General features: G+C 72.6%; 14 protein-coding genes. 4 read left to right on the top strand and 10 right to left on the bottom strand.

Annotation, left to right across the window (positions count from 1 at the left end; translation table 11 throughout):
• Positions 1–143: 143 nt before the first annotated feature.
• Together OG764_RS06285 and OG764_RS06280 are read left to right on the top strand one after the other, a co-directional pair.
• Positions 144–2,159, top strand: coding sequence for an NADPH-dependent 2,4-dienoyl-CoA reductase (locus tag OG764_RS06285; RefSeq protein ID WP_328967393.1), 2,016 nt, complete (start codon positions 144–146; stop codon positions 2,157–2,159).
• 47 nt (positions 2,160–2,206) lie between these two features.
• Positions 2,207–2,641: a PaaI family thioesterase gene (locus tag OG764_RS06280; protein ID WP_328967392.1), complete on the top strand. Its 435-nt coding sequence runs from the start codon at positions 2,207–2,209 to the stop codon at positions 2,639–2,641.
• A gap of 44 nt (positions 2,642–2,685) precedes the next feature.
• Here the strand turns inward: OG764_RS06280 and OG764_RS06275 are convergent, their stop codons facing one another.
• The 4 genes from OG764_RS06275 to OG764_RS06260 form a co-directional block, all read right to left on the bottom strand.
• Positions 2,686–3,915 carry a cytochrome P450 family protein gene (locus tag OG764_RS06275; RefSeq protein ID WP_328967391.1) on the bottom strand — a complete coding sequence of 410 codons (1,230 nt, stop codon included), beginning with the start codon at positions 3,913–3,915 and terminating at the stop codon, positions 2,686–2,688.
• On the bottom strand, positions 3,912–5,114 hold the full coding sequence (locus tag OG764_RS06270; protein WP_328967390.1) for an MAB_1171c family putative transporter: 1,203 nt from the start codon (positions 5,112–5,114) through the stop codon (positions 3,912–3,914). Before OG764_RS06270 ends, OG764_RS06275 begins: the two co-directional genes overlap by 4 nt.
• A complete protein-coding gene (locus OG764_RS06265) occupies positions 5,111–5,617 on the bottom strand; it encodes an ImmA/IrrE family metallo-endopeptidase (protein WP_328967389.1) in 507 nt (168 codons plus the stop codon). Before OG764_RS06265 ends, OG764_RS06270 begins: the two co-directional genes overlap by 4 nt.
• Before the next feature lie 227 nt (positions 5,618–5,844).
• On the bottom strand, positions 5,845–6,291 hold the full coding sequence (locus tag OG764_RS06260; RefSeq protein ID WP_328967388.1) for a helix-turn-helix domain-containing protein: 447 nt from the start codon (positions 6,289–6,291) through the stop codon (positions 5,845–5,847).
• Positions 6,292–6,678: 387 nt separating this feature from the next.
• On the opposite strand from OG764_RS06260, the gene OG764_RS06255 reads away from it, so the two are divergent.
• On the top strand, positions 6,679–9,603 hold the full coding sequence (locus OG764_RS06255) for a helix-turn-helix transcriptional regulator (protein ID WP_328967387.1): 2,925 nt from the start codon (positions 6,679–6,681) through the stop codon (positions 9,601–9,603).
• A gap of 18 nt (positions 9,604–9,621) precedes the next feature.
• Here OG764_RS06255 and OG764_RS06250 read toward each other — a convergent pair whose 3' ends face one another.
• The 4 genes from OG764_RS06250 to OG764_RS06235 all read right to left on the bottom strand — a co-directional run bounded on the left by OG764_RS06250 (position 9,622) and on the right by OG764_RS06235 (position 13,698).
• The gene (locus OG764_RS06250) at positions 9,622–10,305 is read right to left on the bottom strand and encodes a 4'-phosphopantetheinyl transferase family protein (RefSeq protein ID WP_328972896.1); all 684 of its coding nucleotides are present in this window, start codon (positions 10,303–10,305) and stop codon (positions 9,622–9,624) included.
• 5 nt (positions 10,306–10,310) lie between these two features.
• Positions 10,311–11,201, bottom strand: a complete 891-nt coding sequence (locus tag OG764_RS06245) for a metallophosphoesterase family protein (protein WP_328967386.1) — start codon at positions 11,199–11,201, stop codon at positions 10,311–10,313.
• A complete protein-coding gene (locus OG764_RS06240; RefSeq protein WP_328967385.1) occupies positions 11,198–12,007 on the bottom strand; it encodes a thioesterase II family protein in 810 nt (269 codons plus the stop codon). The genes OG764_RS06245 and OG764_RS06240 overlap by 4 nt, the downstream gene beginning before the upstream one ends.
• Before the next feature lie 224 nt (positions 12,008–12,231).
• The gene (locus OG764_RS06235) at positions 12,232–13,698 is read right to left on the bottom strand and encodes an MFS transporter (RefSeq protein ID WP_328967384.1); all 1,467 of its coding nucleotides are present in this window, start codon (positions 13,696–13,698) and stop codon (positions 12,232–12,234) included.
• Positions 13,699–13,848: 150 nt separating this feature from the next.
• On the opposite strand from OG764_RS06235, the gene OG764_RS06230 reads away from it, so the two are divergent.
• Positions 13,849–14,574: a TetR/AcrR family transcriptional regulator gene (locus OG764_RS06230; protein ID WP_328967383.1), complete on the top strand. Its 726-nt coding sequence runs from the start codon at positions 13,849–13,851 to the stop codon at positions 14,572–14,574.
• An 86-nt stretch (positions 14,575–14,660) separates the two neighbouring features.
• Here the strand turns inward: OG764_RS06230 and OG764_RS06225 are convergent, their stop codons facing one another.
• Positions 14,661–15,020, bottom strand: a complete 360-nt coding sequence (locus OG764_RS06225) for a nuclear transport factor 2 family protein (protein ID WP_328967382.1) — start codon at positions 15,018–15,020, stop codon at positions 14,661–14,663.
• Positions 15,017–16,252 (bottom strand): cytochrome P450, encoded by a 1,236-nt coding sequence (locus OG764_RS06220; protein WP_328967381.1) that lies wholly within the window; start codon positions 16,250–16,252, stop codon positions 15,017–15,019. Before OG764_RS06220 ends, OG764_RS06225 begins: the two co-directional genes overlap by 4 nt.
• Positions 16,253–16,263 lie beyond the last annotated feature (11 nt).

The following is a 16,263-nucleotide window of genomic DNA, read 5'->3' as shown; positions in this document are numbered from 1 at the left end:
CCGGGGAGCCGCCGGCCCCGCAGACACCGGCCCGGCGCCCCGAGAGCCGCCCCACCCGACCCGCACCAGGTTTTGCACCTAGTTGCAAAACAGGGTCCCGCTCGCTAGAACAGGGGCAGGACACCGCGCGAGGAGGCGCCCCCATGACCCCGTACCCGCACCTGACGAGCCCGCTCGACCTCGGCTTCACCACCCTGCCGAACCGGGTGATCATGGGCTCGATGCACACCGGTCTGGAAGAGGCCCCGCAGGGATTCGAGCGCCTCGCCGCCTTCTACGCGGAGCGCGCCCGCGGCGGCGCCGGCCTGATCGTCACCGGTGGCATCGCCCCCAACGACCGCGGCCGCCCCTTCGAGGGCGGCTCCCGGCTCACCACGGAGGCGGAAGCCGAGGAGCACCGCGTCATCACCGACGCGGTGCACGCCGAGGGCGGCAAGATCGCCATGCAGATCCTGCACTTCGGCCGGTACGCGTACCACAAGGACCTGGTCGCCCCGTCCGCGCTGCAGGCCCCGATCAGCCCGTTCGTCCCGCACGAGCTGACCGACGCCGAGGTCGAGGAGACCGTCGAGGACTTCGTCCGGGCGGCCCGCCTCGCCAAGCTCGCCGGCTACGACGGCGTCGAGATCATGGGCTCCGAGGGCTACCTCATCAACGAGTTCATCGCCGGGCACACCAACAAGCGCGAAGACCGCTGGGGCGGCTCGTACGAGAACCGGGTCCGCTTCCCGCTGGAGATCGTCCGCCGCACCCGCGCGGCCGTCGGCGAGGACTTCATCCTCGTCTACCGCCTGTCCATGCTCGACCTGGTGCCCGGCGGCTCCACCTTCGACGAGGTCGTCTCCCTCGCCAAGGAGGTCGAGGCGGCCGGCGCCACCATCATCAACACCGGCATCGGCTGGCACGAGGCCCGCATCCCCACCATCGCCACCTCCGTGCCGCGCGGCGCGTACACCTGGGTCACCCAGCGCCTGATGGGCGCGGTCTCCGTGCCCCTCGTCACGAGCAACCGCATCAACACCCCCGAGATCGCCGAGCAGTTGCTCGCCGAGGGTCGCGCCGACCTGGTCTCCCTGGCCCGCCCGTTCCTCGCCGACGCGGACTTCGTCGCCAAGGCCGCCGCCGGCCGCGCCGACACGATCAACACCTGCATCGGCTGCAACCAGGCCTGCCTCGACCACACCTTCAGCGGCAAGATCACCTCCTGCCTGGTCAACCCGCGGGCCTGCCACGAGACCGAACTGGTCCTGGCCCCCACCCGGTTGAAGAAGCGCGTCGCCGTCGTCGGCGCCGGCCCGGCGGGCCTGGCCTGCGCGGTCTCCGCGGCCGAGCGCGGCCACGAGGTCACCCTGTACGAGGCCTCCGACCGGATCGGCGGGCAGCTCGACATCGCCCGCCGCATTCCGGGCAAGGAGGAATTCAACGAGACGATCCGCTACTTCGGCACCCAGCTCGAAGAGCACGGCATCGACGTCCGGCTGAACACCCGCGCCGACGTCGCCGCCCTCGAGGGCTACGACGAGGTCGTCGTGGCCACCGGCGTCACCCCCCGCACCCCCGACATCGACGGCGTCGACCACCCCAGCGTGGTCAGCTACCTCGACGTCCTGCGCGACGGCGCACCCGTCGGCGAGCGCGTCGCGATCCTCGGCGCCGGCGGCATCGGCTTCGACGTCGCCGAATACCTCACCGACAGCGGCGAAGGCGCCTCCCAGGACCCGGCCGTGTACTTCCGCCACTGGGGCGTGGACACCACGTACGGCAACCGCGGCGGGCTCGGCAGGCCCGAGCGGCCCGCGACCCCGCGCACGGTCCACCTTCTCCAGCGCAAGACCACCAAGGTCGGCGCCGGGCTCGGCACCACCACCGGCTGGATCCACCGCGCCGAGATCAAGCACCGCGGGGTCACCACCGTCGCCGGAGCCGCGTACGACCGCATCGACGACGAGGGCCTGCACATCACCGTCGACGGCGAGCAGCGGCTGATCCCCGCCGACACCGTCGTGCTGTGCACCGGCCAGGAGCCGCGCCGCGACCTGTTCGAGGAGCTCACCGGCGCCGGCGTCAACGCCCACCTCATCGGAGGCGCCGACGTCGCCGCCGAGCTGGACGCCAAGCGCGCCGTCCGGCAGGGCACGGAGCTCGCCGCCCGGCTGTAGAAGCAGCCGGGGGCGGGGCGTTGTGGCGGTCCCGGCGGGCCGCCACAATGCCGTGTGTGACGCACACACCCGCGCTGACGCCCGCAGCCGCCGAGAAGATCCTCGCCGACAACTTCGCCCCCTGGGTGCTGGACCTCGGCCTCACCGTGGCCGAGACCGGCGAACGGCACGCCGTCCTGCGGCTGCCCTGGTCCGACCGGCTGGCCCGGGACGGCGGCGGCCTCTCCGGGCAGGCCATGATGGCCGCCGCCGACACCGCCACCGTGATCGCGATCTCCGCGGCCCGTGGCGCTTACGGCCCGATGACCACCGTCCAGCAGTCCACCAGCTTCCAGCGCCCCGTCGCCGGGGCGGACGTGCTGATCGACGTACGGATCACCAAGCTCGGCAGGCGGATGGCGTTCGCGGACATCACGCTGACCGCCGAAGGCTCCGACGAACCGGCCGCCCGCGCCTCGACGGTCTACGCGCTGCTCGGCTGAGCGCCGCCGGACCCGTCGCTTCGGCGGCGCTCCCCGGCCGACCGTCAGTGGCCGCCCGCCACCACGTCGACGGAGACGGGGAGTTCCCGGAGGGCATGGAAGCGGAAGGTCGACGCCCAGGGCAGTTCCGCGGCGGGGACGGCGAGCCGGACGCCCGGGAGCCGCCAGAGCAGAGCCTCCAGCGCCAGGCCGACCTGCATGCGGGCCAGCGGCGCGCCGAGGCAGTAGTGCAGTCCGTGGCCGAGGGCGAGGTGGCCCGGGTCGGCGCGGCCGATGTCGAAGCGGTCCGGAGCGTCGTACCGGGCCGGATCCCGGTGGGCGGCGGCGAGTGACAGCAGTACCGTGTCGCCGGCCGGGATCGGGACCCCGGCGATCTCGACCGGCTCCGTGGCGAACCGGCGGATGGCCTGGTGGTTGGGGTGGGCGTACCGCAGGAGCTCCTCGACGGCGTCGGGGAGCAGCTCCGGGCGGGCCCGCAGCGCGGCCAACTGCTCCGGGTGCGTGAGCAGGGTGAACAGTCCGCCGCTGATCTGGTGCTGCACGTTCTCGCTGCCCGCCATGAGGATGAGGAAGGCGAGCGAGACGAGTTCGTCCTCGGTGAGCCGGTCCCCGTCGTCCCGCGCGGCGATCAGGCCCGACAGGACGTCGTCGCCCGGAGCGGCCCGGCGGCGGGCGATCAGGGTGACGAAGAAGTCGTGGACGAGACCGATCGTCCCGGCCAGCTCCTCGCGGCCGGCGGGCGCCAGCATCGCCGCGACCCACCCGGAGAACAGGTCCCGGTCCGCTTCCGGCACGGCGAACAGGTCCCCGATCACCTTCAGCGGGAGCGGCCTGGCCAGCTCGGCCACCACGTCGGCGCGGCCTTCGGCGCCGGCCCGCGCCGCCAGCCGGCCGAGCAGGCCGTCGACCGCGTCCCGGACCTGCGGGCGAAGGCCCTCGACGTGCCGGGCGCTGAACCCCTGGGACACCAGCCGGCGCAGCCGCAGGTGGTCGGCGCCGTCGAGGTTGAGGAGGTTGGCGTCCAGGGCCGGGGGCAGCGAGAAGCCCTTGAAGCCCGTGCCGGAGTGACGCTTGTCGACGGAGAGCCGGGGGTCGGCCAGCCCCTGCCGGACCTCGGCCTCGCGGGTGACCAGCCATACGGGCGATCCGTCGGGCAGGGCCACGCGGTGTACCGGCCCCTGCGCGCGCAGCCGCGCGTACACGGCGTGCGGGTCGCGCCCGAAGCCGTCGCCGAACGGCTGGGGGAGTGCGGCTGCGGCGATGCTCTGGGTCATGCGGATTCCTTGGTCGTACGTGCTGAGGATGCGGGGGTGGCGGGGGTGCGGCCGGCGGCTTCCAGAGCGACGGGCGAGGCCATCGCCTTCGCCAGCCGCTGCTGGAAGGCGAGTTCGGCGGCGAGGTCGCCGGGAGCCGTGGCCACCGGTGTGTCCAGGGGTCTTTCGGGTGGCCGGTCGGTGCGCTTGGCCTCGATGGCGCCGTGCAGCTGGGCGGCTTCGACGACGGCCGCGAGCTCCTCGTCGCGCAGCCCCGCCTGCCGGGCCCGCGTCTCGGCGGTGCGGGCGATCTCCGGGTCCATCCAGGTGCGCAGGGCCCACTGGGCGTCGCGGATCTCGATCAGCATGCGGTAGAGCCGGGTCGGCAGGTCCAGCGCGGAGCTGACCGGGATGACCGGTTCGGGGACCGCCTCGGTGAGCACCCGGTGCAGGGGCGTCAGGGTGCGGTACGCCCGCCGGTTGCGCAGCCGGTCGGCTCCGGCCGTCAGGTGCGGCCCCCAGTCCGGCAGGATCCACCCGACGGTCTGGACGATGACGGCGACGCCCACGCCGAGCTGCGCGATCGGCTCCCAGCGGTGGCCGGTCCCGCCGAGCTGCGCCGCGATGATGTCGGCGGTCCGGCAGCAGGTGTAGACGAGGGCGAACGGCAGGGTGAGGGCCACCATCCGCAGCCCGCGCCGCAGCCAGGGCGAGGGCGCGATCCGCGAGTACCGCCACCCCATCACGCCGATCTCCACCTGGTTGGCGGTGAAGGCCGCGAGGTAGACGGCGAGGTAGGCGGGCGTGTACTGGGCGCGGGCCACGGCGAAGTCGTCGGGGGCCTCGCCGTGCGTCGCGGCGCCGGCGAACAGCACGGCCATCGCGGCCAGGACGAGGGCCAGCGCGAGGACCCGCGGTACCGCTTTGCGGCGCGCGGCCCGGGCCCCGTACATGAGGTGGAGGAGTACGAGCTGTTGGCAGGCGGTCATCACGATCACGCAGCTCTGGGTCAACAGGCCGGAGAAGTTGGTGATCCCGACCAGGTCGCTGACGGTCGGCCAGACCGACGGGGTGGAGACGGTGAAGATGACGAAGAGCAGGAGGAAGTTGGCGACCAGCGCGAGCTGGGTGACGGACCTGTCGGTCGTCAGGACGCGCGCCTTGTAGACCATCGCGAAGAGGGCGACCGCCGAACAGATCGGGTAGAGAAGGCTGTTCATGGGTGTTCGGGGCTCCTCCGGGAGGCCGGGGCCTCGAGTGCGGCGAGCCGCTCCGCGATGGCGCGTGCCTCGGGCGGCACCTCCAGGGTGCGCTGCACGGCCCAGTTGCTGATGCGCCGTCCGATCAGGGACCCGACCATCTCCGCCTCGATCTCCGCGGCGGAGTCGGTGTGTTCGCGGCCCATGACGCGCAGGACGAGGTCGGGGTCGAGGGACGGCAGGAGGAGCCGGGAGGCCTGCTCGGTCATGACGGGCGACGCGTCGTGGTCGCACACGACATGGCCGATCTCGTGGAGGACGACCTGCTGCTGGTGCACCGGGACGAGGCGTTCCTCGACGAAGATGTAGTCGTTGGCCTCGGTGGAGACCCACAGACCGTGCGGGCCGGCGGGCGGCAGTGCGAGGGAGACCACGCGGACCGGACGCTTCCTCAGGCGGCCCACATGGTCGCAGAGTTCATCGATCGTGAGGCCTTCGTTGAGCGGGAGGCCGAGAGCGTGCACCCGCTCCTCGCAGCGGGTGCCCCGCGGGGTCGGGGAGGGGACGGCCGGTTTTGATCGCCAACGCACAATGATCACGGAGTCGCGGGGACGGATGTGGTGCTGTTGTTGCTCATGACCCTCCCTGAACGATCGCCGCGATCCTCACCTGAATCTGATCATGGCGTGCGCGCATCGTCCAGTTCGGTTTGAGCCACTCCTGGATTTGTCAAGCAATTGAACACAGAATTTCAATCTGGCCGACCGGTTTCCGTCGGTTCCTCCGAGAGCCCTTCGAGTTCGCGGACGCGCTCGATCACTTCGCTGATGGATTTGAGGCTTTTCTGCGACAGCCCGGCGGTGCGCAGGGCGACCCGCTGGACCTGGGCCTCGCGCAGGGCCGTCAGGAGCGACAGCTCGCCGTTGACCTTGTCGGTCACCTGGTCGTCGAAGAAGTAGGCGGGGGGTACGCCGAAGAACTTGGCCAGCCCCTCGACGTGGCGCAGCGTGGGGTTGTCGCGCTGCCCCTTGCGGAGCAGCCAGATGTAGCTGCCGGAAATGGGGACGCCGGCCGAAGTGATCGCGCGGGCGACCTCTTCGGTGGTGTAGGGGCCTCGGCCGGCCGGAACCATGCTGGTGAACAGGTGGTTCAGCTTGCTGGCCAGGCTGTCGGGGAGCCCGGAGTCCGGGTCGGTCATGTGCCGCGCCTCCATCATCGGGCGGTCATCTTAACGTCAAACTGGTGTTTAAGTCGACAGGTCAGGCGTCCAACATGAGTTGACTCGAATGTGCGTCCACGGTTAGCCTCGCCGAGTCAGTCTCGACTGGTGTGCATGGTGGAAGGTCCTTCGCTCACACGCCAGTTGAGGCAGGGGCTGTGAGCCGACCGCTCCCGGAGCCCCTGTCGCCGCCCCGATCCCGATGGCGTGAAGTCGGCCGCGGCAACCGCCGCCGTGTGCCGCTCCGTACATCTCAGCGGTTCAGGAAATTCTTTGACATGACGAAGTATTCGGCATTTTGTGTATCGGGGGCCGGTCCCACGGCCGTCCCCGTGTACGGGAGTCCAGGGGGAGTGAATGGGTAGTGTGTCGACGCATGCCATCACAGTCGAGGGCGGCTCGGTCCGCCAGCGGACCAATCCTCCCGCGGTGCCCGAGCGCGCCGGTCAATTAGCCGTACTCCACGCACTCTTCGACGAATCCCTGGCCGGAAACAGCCGGGTCGGAATCGTCGGAGGTCCGGTCGGCTGCGGAAAGACGGAACTGCTGACCGCGCTCTCCGAAAGCGTCGCGGAATCCGGCGCGCACGTCCTGATGGCCACCGCCTCCCGAGTGGAACAGACCGTCCCCTTCGGGCTGCTGGCCCACCTCCTGCACGGTGCCGGAATCGCCCCCGACCTCGCCGACCGCATCGCCTCCTGGGTGCGCGAAGCCCAGGCCGCGCCGGCGCGCGGCGGCCTCGACGACGGCTTCGCCGACGATGTCGCACCCGCCGCCTTCCACGGCATGTGCATGACCCTGCTGGACCTCGTCGAACGGACCCCCGGCCCGCTGTTCATCGGCATCGACGACGCCCAGTTCGCCGACCTCGCCTCGCTGCGCTGCCTGTCCTTCGTCGTACGGCGGCTGCGCTCCGCCCGGCTCCTCGTCGTCCTCAACGAATCGCTCCACTCCCGCTGGCCCGCGACCCTCTCCCAGGCGGAACTCCCCGCCGAGCCCGTCGCCCGGCACCTGCGGCTCCCGCTGTTCTCACGGCAGGGCGTCGAGGACATGCTGGCCGAACAGCTCGGCTCCGCCGTCGCCCGCGCCCTCGCCGCCGAAGCCTGCGAAGTCAGCGGCGGCAACCCGATGCTGCTGCGCGGCCTCATCGAGGACAACCGCAGCGCGGTCACCGCCCGCGGCCCCGTCTTCCGCGTCGGCGCCGGCTTCAGCAAGGCCCTGATCGGCTGCGTCTACCGCTACGAACCCGAAGTCCGCCAGGTCGCCCGCCGACTCGCCATGCTCGACGAGGCGCCACCCGTCCACGTCCTGGCCAAGCTCGCCGGACTCGACACCGACCGCACCGCCCAGGTCCTCGACCTGCTGCGGGAGACCGGGCTCCTCTCCGGCGGCCTGCTGCGCCACCCGCAGGCGGCCGCCGCCCTCCTCGGCGGCATGACCGCCGGCGAGCGCTTCGCCCTGCACACCCACACCGCCAACGAGCTGTTCAAGAACGGCTCTTCGGTCGTCACCGTCGCCCGCCACCTGCTCGCCGCCGACCGGCTCGACAGCCAGTGCGCCATCCCCGTCCTGCACGAGGCCGCCGAACAGGCCCTGGTCGACGGCGAAGGCCAGTTCGCGCTGGACTGCCTGCGCCTGGCCCACGAGCACGACGACGACGACCGCCGCAGGGCCGCCAGCGTGGCCATGCTCATCCGCGCCACCTGGCGCTCCAGCCCGTACGCCGCCTACCGCCGGGTGCCCGCCCTCGCCGACGACGCGAGTGCCGGCCTGCTGTCCGGCCCCCGGGTGACCGCTGCCATCGACGCACACCTGTGGTTCGGCCATCCCGACGAGGCCGGCGGGCTCATCGAACGCGAGGAACACGAGCAGCCGGTCGCCGAAGACCCGCTCACCATCTCGCACCTGGACGCCTCCCGGCTCTGGCTGCGCGCCCTGTACCCGGGCTGGCCCGGCGGCAGGTCCGGCCACGAAGACGACGCCTCCGCCGACGTGTCCGGCCACCGGTCGGGCGGTGCCGACGCATGGGCCCTGGGCGTCTCGCCCGAACTCGGGGCCAAACGCCGGGCCGCCGCGATGCTCAGCGCCAACATGACCTCCGGGCCCGACGCCGCCGCCGTCGCCGAGGCGCAGGAAACCCTGCGCAACTACGCCCTGTCAGACGACACCCTGTCCGCGCTGCTCGTCGCCGTCCACACCCTCGTGTACGCCGAACGGCTGGGCGAGGCCCGCGAGTGGTCCGACCGCCTCGTCGCCGAGGCCGACCGCCAGTCCGCCCCGCTGTGGGAGGCCCTCTTCCGCAGCGTGCGGGCCGAGGTCCTGCTGCGCAAGGGCCATCCGCGACAGGCCGAGCAGCAGGTCGAGGAAGCCTTGGCCCTGCTCCCCGCCCGGAACTGGGGCATCGCCCTCGCCCTCCCGCTGAGCACCGCCCTCCAGGCCAACGCCCTCACCGGAAACGAGTCCGAGGCCGTCGAAGAGGCGCAGGCCGCCCTCCCGGCCGCCACCTTCGAAACGCCCCTGGCCATACGCCTGTTGCGGGCGCGCGGCCACAAGTCGATGGCCAACGGGCAGGCGGCCGCCGCCCTCGACGACTTCCTCGCCATGGGGGAGATCGCCGCGCGCTGCGGCACCGACAACCCGGCCGTCGCACCCTGGCGTTCCGGCGCCGCGATGGCCTGCGTCCGGCTCGGCGACCTCGACCGGGCCCGCGCCCTGGTCACCGAGGAACTGCGGATCTGCGGCGCCCGGCCGTCCCGGGTGACCGCGGGCGGACTGCGCGTCCTGGCCGCGTGCAGCACCGGCGGCGACGTGCTCCGCTTCCTGGGCCGGGCCGCCGAACAGCTCGAGGACTGCGACGCGCCCGTCGAGCTGTCGTTCGTCCTGCACGACCTGGGCTGGGCGCTCCAGGAGCAGGGCCAGTACAGCAAGGGCCGCCTCATGCTGCGCCGGGCCCGCCTGATGGCCGAGGAGTGCGGGGTGCAGATCTCCGCGCGCCCCACGGCCGTCGGCAGTACCGGAACCGACCAGGGCGCCTCGCCCGCCGAGCCGGCGCCCGGCGGCACCGAGGGCCGCCTGCGCACCCTCAGCGACGCCGAACTGCGCGTCGTGTACCTCGCCGTGGAGAGCCACAGCAACCGGCAGATCGCCAACCAGCTGTTCGTGACCGTCAGCACCGTCGAGCAGCACCTCACCCGCATCTACCGCAAACTCGGCATCAAACGGCGTACCGACCTCGTCGAGGTCATGCACGGCGCCGGGCGGCCCGACACACCCCGCGCGACCGCCTGTTGAGACCAGTCGCGCCGCGGGCTACGGGGGTGCCGGCGGTGCGACGGGCCGGTTCCTGGTGGTGACCGCCACGGCGGTCACCACCAGGCCGGCATCCGCACACCAGAGGCCGGCCATCCGCTCGAGCCGGATCCCGCGCACCACCGGGGCCGGCACCAGCAGCCGGGCTTCGAACCGGGCCCGCCGCGGGTCGATCTCCACCACGGCGTCCTCGAATTCGAGCATCTGCCGGGCCGCCGGATACCAGGCCTTGTACACGCTCTCCTTGGCGCTGAAGAGGACCCTGTCCCACGCGGTCCCGGGATGCGAGACAGCCAGCTCGGCCAGCATCTCCCGTTCCCGCGGCAGCGCTACCGCCTCCAGGACGTCCGGATCGAGCGGCCGGTGCGGCTCCGCGTCGATCCCGAGAGCCGGCACGTCGGCGGACCGGGCCACCGCGGCGGCCCGGAACCCGGCCGTGTGCGTCATGCTGCCGACCAGTCCATCCGGCCACCGGGGGGCGCCGCCCGGACCGGGCAGCACCGGCCACGGCCGGTCGACGCCCAGCTCGCGCATGGCCTGCCGGGCGCAGTGCCGCACGGTCGTGAACTCGCGCCGCCGGTGATCCACCGAATGCGCCATCAGCACGCGCTCCTCGGGCAGCAGGAAGGCGCCGGGCGGGTCGCCGTACGCCTCGGCGGTGGCGACCGCAGAGGGCACCAGCATCTCGATCACCGCGCCTCCGCCCCGGCTGCCGCCCCCGCGGCCGCGTCCGGCCGGGCCGTCGTACGACGGGTCAGGACGGGCTGCGGCCCTGCGGGCGGGCCCGGGCGGGCGCGCCACTCCCGCGGATAGCCCAGCGACACCTCCTGGAAGGGCACGCCGTCGACGTACAGGGTGCGCGGGATGTGTAGATGGCCGTAGACGACGGCCTCCGCGTGGAAGCGGGTGTGCCAGTCGGCGGTGCGCTCGGTGCCGCACCACAGGGCGAACTCCGGGTGCCGCAGGACGCGGGTGGGCTCGCGCACCAGCGGATGGTGGTTGACCAGCACGGTCGGCGCGCCGCCCAGGGCGGCGAGCCGGGCCTCGGTGTAGGAGGTGCGGGCGTGGCACCAGGCGGCGCGGCTCGGATACGGGTCGGGGTGCAGAAGGTACTCGTCCGTGCACACCACGCCCGCCTCCTCGGCCCGCGCGAGGGCGGCCGCGCGGGTGTGGGTGCCGGCCGGGCGGAACGAGTAGTCGTACAGGACGAACAGCGGCGCGACGACCAGCCGCCGGCCCTCCCGCTCCCACACCGGGTACGGGTCCTCGGGGGTGTGGACCCCCAACGTGCGGCACATGTCGACGAGTTCGCGGTAGCGCTGCTCGCCGCGGGAGCGGACCGGGTCGTCGGGGTGGGTCCACAGCTCGTGGTTGCCGGGGGACCACACCACGGTGTGGAAGCGGTCCCGCAGAAGGGCGAGGGCCCAGGCCACCTCGGCGAACGTCTCGCTGACGTCGCCGGCGACGATCAGCCAGTCCTCGTCGGAGCCGGGGCGCATCGCCTCGACCAGCTCCCGGTTCTCCCGGTGGCCGATGTGCAGGTCGCTGACGGCCAGCAGCGCGCCGTGCCCGGCACTCACCGGGCCGCCCCGGTGGGGGAGTTCCCCCGGGTGCGGGCCGCGGGGCCGGCGGTGGTGCCGAGGGCGGCCGCCACCGTCGAGGCCACGTCGGCGGTGTGCCGCTCCAGGTAGAAGTGGCCGCCGGGGAAGACGTGCAGGTCGGTGCCGCGGGTGCTGTGCGCCTTCCAGGGGACGGCGTCCGCGACCGGGGTGACCGGGTCGGCGTCCCCGACGAGCACCGACACCGGGCAGGTCAGCCGCGCCCCGGGGGTCGCCCGGTAGGTCTCGACCGCCCGGTAGTCGGCGCGTACGACGGGCAGCACCAGCTGCCGGAGCTCCGGGTCGTCGAGGACGGCCCGCTCGGTGCCGCCGAGGCGCACCATCTCCGCCACCAGGCCTTCGTCGTCGCGCAGGTGGACGGACTCGTCGCGGACGACGGAGGGCGCGCGGCGGGCGGAGGCGAACAGCCGGGTCGGGCCGGCGGGGGTGAGCTGCTCGAACCTGCGGGCCACCTCGAAGGCGACGACGGCGCCCAGGCTGTGCCCGAAGAAGGCGAACGGAGCGTCCAGTTCGCGGCGCAGCGCGGTGAAGGCGGCGTCCGCCAGCCGGGGAACTGAGGTGATGAGGGGCTCCCGGCGGCGGTCCTGGCGTCCGGGGTACTGCACGGCCAGGACGTCGATGCCGGGCGGCAGGGCCCGGGCGAGGGGGCGGAACCAGCCGGCGGAGCCGCCCGCGTGCGGGAAGCAGACCAGTCGCACCGGCTGCTGCGGGGCGGCGGGGGTGAGGCGGCGGAGCCAGGAGTCGTCGGGGGCGGGGGGCTGGGGCATGAGTTCACCAGGTCGGCGGATGCCGCGGGTCGGGGCCGGACCGCGGGGGCCGGGCGGTCGGGGACGCGGGGGCGCAGGGGCCGGGGCCGGAAGGCCGGCACCCCGGATGCCGGCGCCCGTTGAACCGGGGCCGGACAGGGGAATGGGTTCATGACCGGTGCCGGGGGTAACACCGGTCATGAACCGTCTGGGGGCGGGGGCCGGACGGGACCCCGGGGGCCGGGTCAGATCTTGACGCGGACCTCGTCGGCCAGGCCGGCGGCGACCGTCTCGGGTGCCGCGGCGCCGGCCGGCTTGAGGGTGAAGGCGAGCAGACCGCCGATGACCGAGGCGGCGCCTCCGATCCACATCGCGGTCCGCAGGCCGTCCGCGACGTCCGACACGTTCTGCACCGCACCGGCGTCGCCGTTCAGGCCGGCGGTGGCGATGGCCACGAGCACGGCGAGGCCGGCGGCGCCGCCGATCTGCTGCGCGGTGCTGGCGAGGGCCGAGGCGATACCGGCCTCCTGCGGGGCGACACCCGAGGCGGCGCAGGCGAACATCGCCGGGAAGGTGACGCCGCCGCCGATGCCCCACACGATCAGGCCGGGGACGAGCGCCCAGAAGGAGGCGTTGGTCGACATCGCGACGGCCAGCACGATCATGCCGACACCGTTGACGGCCATGCCGAAGAACAGGGTGCCCTTCGGGCCCCACTTGCCGAGGAGCGCGCCGGCCAGCTTCAGCGAGGCCGCCATGGAGATGATCGTCAGCGGGATGAAGGCGAGACCGGCCTGGAGGGCGTCGTAGCCGAGCACGCCCTGCACGTAGATGGTGAAGATGTAGTACGCGCCGCCCAGGGCGCTCTGGAACACCAGGATGATCAGGATCGCGGTGACGAGGCTGCGGTTGCCGAACAGCCGCATCGGGACGAGCGGGTTGGCGGTCTTGGTCTCGACGAGGGCGAAGACGGCCAGGATCACGACACCCGCGACGATCGCACCGGCGCCGCGCAGGGAGCCCCAGCCGGCCTCCGGGCCGCTGACGAGGCCGAGGACGAGCAGCGAGGAACCGGCGGTGGCGAGGATGGCGCCCACGGCGTCGAACCCGCCCTGGTCACCGGCGGCGGGGGCGTCGGCCGAGAGGATGCCGGGGGAGAGCACCGCCGCGAGCAGCGCCATCGGCACCAGGACGAACAGGACCCACTCCCAGCCCCACGCGTCGGTGAGGACACCACCGAGCAGTGCGCCGGCCGCGAGGCCGCCGCTGCCGCAGGCGCCCCAGACGGCGAGGGCCTTGTTGCGCGGGGCGCCCTCCTCGAACCGGGTGTAGATGAGGTTGAGGGTGGCGGGGGTCAGCAGCGCGCCGCCGAAGCCCTGGATGGCGCGGGCCGTGATCAGCAGGGCAGGGCTCTCGGCGAAACCGCCGAGGAGGCAGGAGAGGCCGAAGATCACGAGGCCGGCGATGAACAGGCGGCGCCCGCCGAGGCGGTCGACCAGCCGGCCGCCGAAGAGCAGGAATCCGCCGAACGCCACGGCGTACGCGCTGACCACCCACTGCAGCGACTGGGCGGTGAAGCCGAGCGCGCTGCCGATCTCAGGAAGCGCGACGAACACGATGTTGTAGTCGACGGCAACGATGAACTGGGCGAACGCCAGGAGAGCGAGCATCAGCCCGGTCCGCCGCTGGGTTCCGGAGGCGGTATCAACCACGACTTGGCTTCCTTCTTGGGTAGTGAGCGAGGTTGCACAGGGGAGGTCTGGAGATTGAGCGGGGGGTGAAGTATGAACGCTGCGACATTACTACACACCGTTCAGACTTGGCACGGAGTACTGTGCCTGAACTCTGTTAGGCTGTCAAACATGGGAGATGCGACGCAGAGCCGACGGGCCCGACTGAGGGCCGAAGCCACGTCCGAGATCAAGGCGATCGCGCTGAGGCACATGGCGGCCGGCGGTCCCGCCTCCATCTCGCTGCGGGCCATCGCCCGCGAGATGGGCATGACGGCAGGCGCCATCTACAGCTACTTCGGCAGCCGCGACGACCTGATCACCGCGCTGACCGCCGACGTCTACGACTCGCTGGCCAACGTGCTGGAGGAGTCGCACCGCACCGCGGCCACCGACAGCGCCCGGGACAAGGTGCTCGCCCACGCGCACGCCTACCGCAAGTGGGCGATCGCGCACCCCGACGAGTTCCGGCTGATCTACGGGGACCCGGTGCCGGGGTACGAGGCCCCCGAGGACGGCGCCGCCCAGGAGGCCGAACACCGGCTCTGCGCCGCTCTGCTGGGCCTGGTCGCCGCCGCCTGGCCGCAGGCCGCGGCCTCGCGCGCGGCCTGCGACTACGAATGGTCCGACTTCCAGCCGGGGCTGGTCGCCATGGCGCGCCGGTCCTTCCCCGAACTGCCCCCGGCCGCCGTCGCCTTGTGCCTGCGGGTGTGGAGCCGGATGCACGGACTGCTCGCGCTGGAGGTCTACGGCCACCTGCGCCACCAGGTCCTCGACCCGGAGAAGCTGTACGAGGCCGACATGCTCGACCTGATCGGGTCGCTCGGCCTCGCCGCGCCGGAGCCGGCCGCCGCCTGAAGCCACCCACCCGGCCGGCCGACCCGCCGGGTGAGCGGACCGACCCGCCTGCCGGTGCCGTGACGGCACCGGCAGGCGGCCGTGGCTCAGGCGAAGAAGCCGTACACCCCGGCGAGCCGGTCCTTTTCGATGAAGACCGTGTCGAAGCCGGTGGCCACGGGCGTGCCCGCGCCGGCCGGACCCAGCTCCCACGTGAACAGGGCCACCCCGTGGTGCGAGCTGATCAACTGGCCGATGGTGAAGACCAGATCACCGAACTTCAGACGCTCCGCCGCGATGTACGCGGCGATCGCCTCGGCGCCACGGGCCTCGATGTTGGGGTCCGTGTACGTGCCGCCGTCGGTGAACAGCTCCTCCGCCAGCGTGCGGCGGGCCGCGTCGTCGGGGTCGTTCCACAGCGTCAGATAGCGCTCGGCGAGCGCCAGGACGTCCTGGTTGCGGCTCACTTGACCTCCCCGAGGGTGACCGGGAGCTCCGCCAGGCTGCGGATCGCCAGGGCGCCGTTCGTGCGGGGCGTGTCCGTCAGCAGCTCCACGTCGTACGCGGTCAGCGCGCCCAGCCCGACCTGGGTGAGCAGCCGGGCGATCGGCGCGGCCACGCAGAAGTGGATGCCGTGCCCGAAGACGAGATTGCGGCTGGGGGCGCGCGTCAGGTCCAGCGTGGCCGCGTTCGGGTAGAAGCTCTCGTCCCGGTTCGCGGCGCCGAGCAGCAGGAACACCTCGTCGCCCGCCTCGACCGGCACGCCCGCGATGTCCGCGGACTCCAGCACCGTACGGTTGGCCAGCTGCACCGCGGAGTCGTAACGCATCAGCTCCTCGACGGAGTTGGCGACCTTGTCCGGGTTCGCACGGAACCAGTCCAGCTGGTCGCGGTGGCGCAGCAGGCCCAGCGTGCTGAGGCCCATCATGGCCTGCGGGGCGCTGAAGCCGGCCAGGAAGATGTTCGCGGCCGTGGTCAGCAGCTCCGTCTCGGTGAGCTTCTCGCCGTCCTGCTCGACCGCGACCAGCTCGCTCATCAGGTCGTCGGCCGGCTTCTTGCGGCGGGCCTCGATCAGCTCGATCGAGATCTCCACGAAGCCCTCGCGGGCCTCCATGCGGGTGGCGAGCTCGGCCGGGCTCAGCGTGTACTCCGGGTCCAGACCGCGCCCGGCGTCGTTCGCGAAGCCGATGCACCGCTCCAGGTGCCGCTCGGGCACACCGACGAGCACGTTCAGCACGTACGCACCCAGCGGGCGGTAGTACTGGGACGCCAGGTCGACCGGGCCGGCGCCGTGCTCGGCCCGCAGCTTCGCCAGCAGGTCGGCGGCGAACTTCTCGGCCTGCGGCCGCACCCGCTCCACCGTGCGCGGCGTGAACACCTTGTTCACCAGGGACCGGATCCGGGTGTGGTCCGGCGGGTCCATGAACATGAATGCGCGGACCAGCCCCTCACCGGTCGGGATCAGGGTGTCCTGCACACCCGCACCGTCGCCGCGCCCGAAGCGCGGGTCGCGCATCAGGTCGGCGATCTCCTTGTAGCCGAGGACGGCGACACCGGCGGCCGTCCGTATGACCTGGCCCTGCTCCGCCCGCAGTTCCTCGTAGACCTTGTACGGATCCGCGTGGAACACCGGATCGAAGGGGTCGTACGGGAGCACCTCGGGTGCGTCGGACGGAGGAAGAACGTGAGTCTCTGTCATGTGATGTGTCC

This window comes from Streptomyces sp. NBC_00239, assembly GCF_036194065.1.
Classification (GTDB): Bacteria; Actinomycetota; Actinomycetes; order Streptomycetales; family Streptomycetaceae; genus Streptomyces.
Note: the sequence above shows the minus strand (reverse complement) of the source record. Positions and strands in the feature narration are given on the sequence as shown.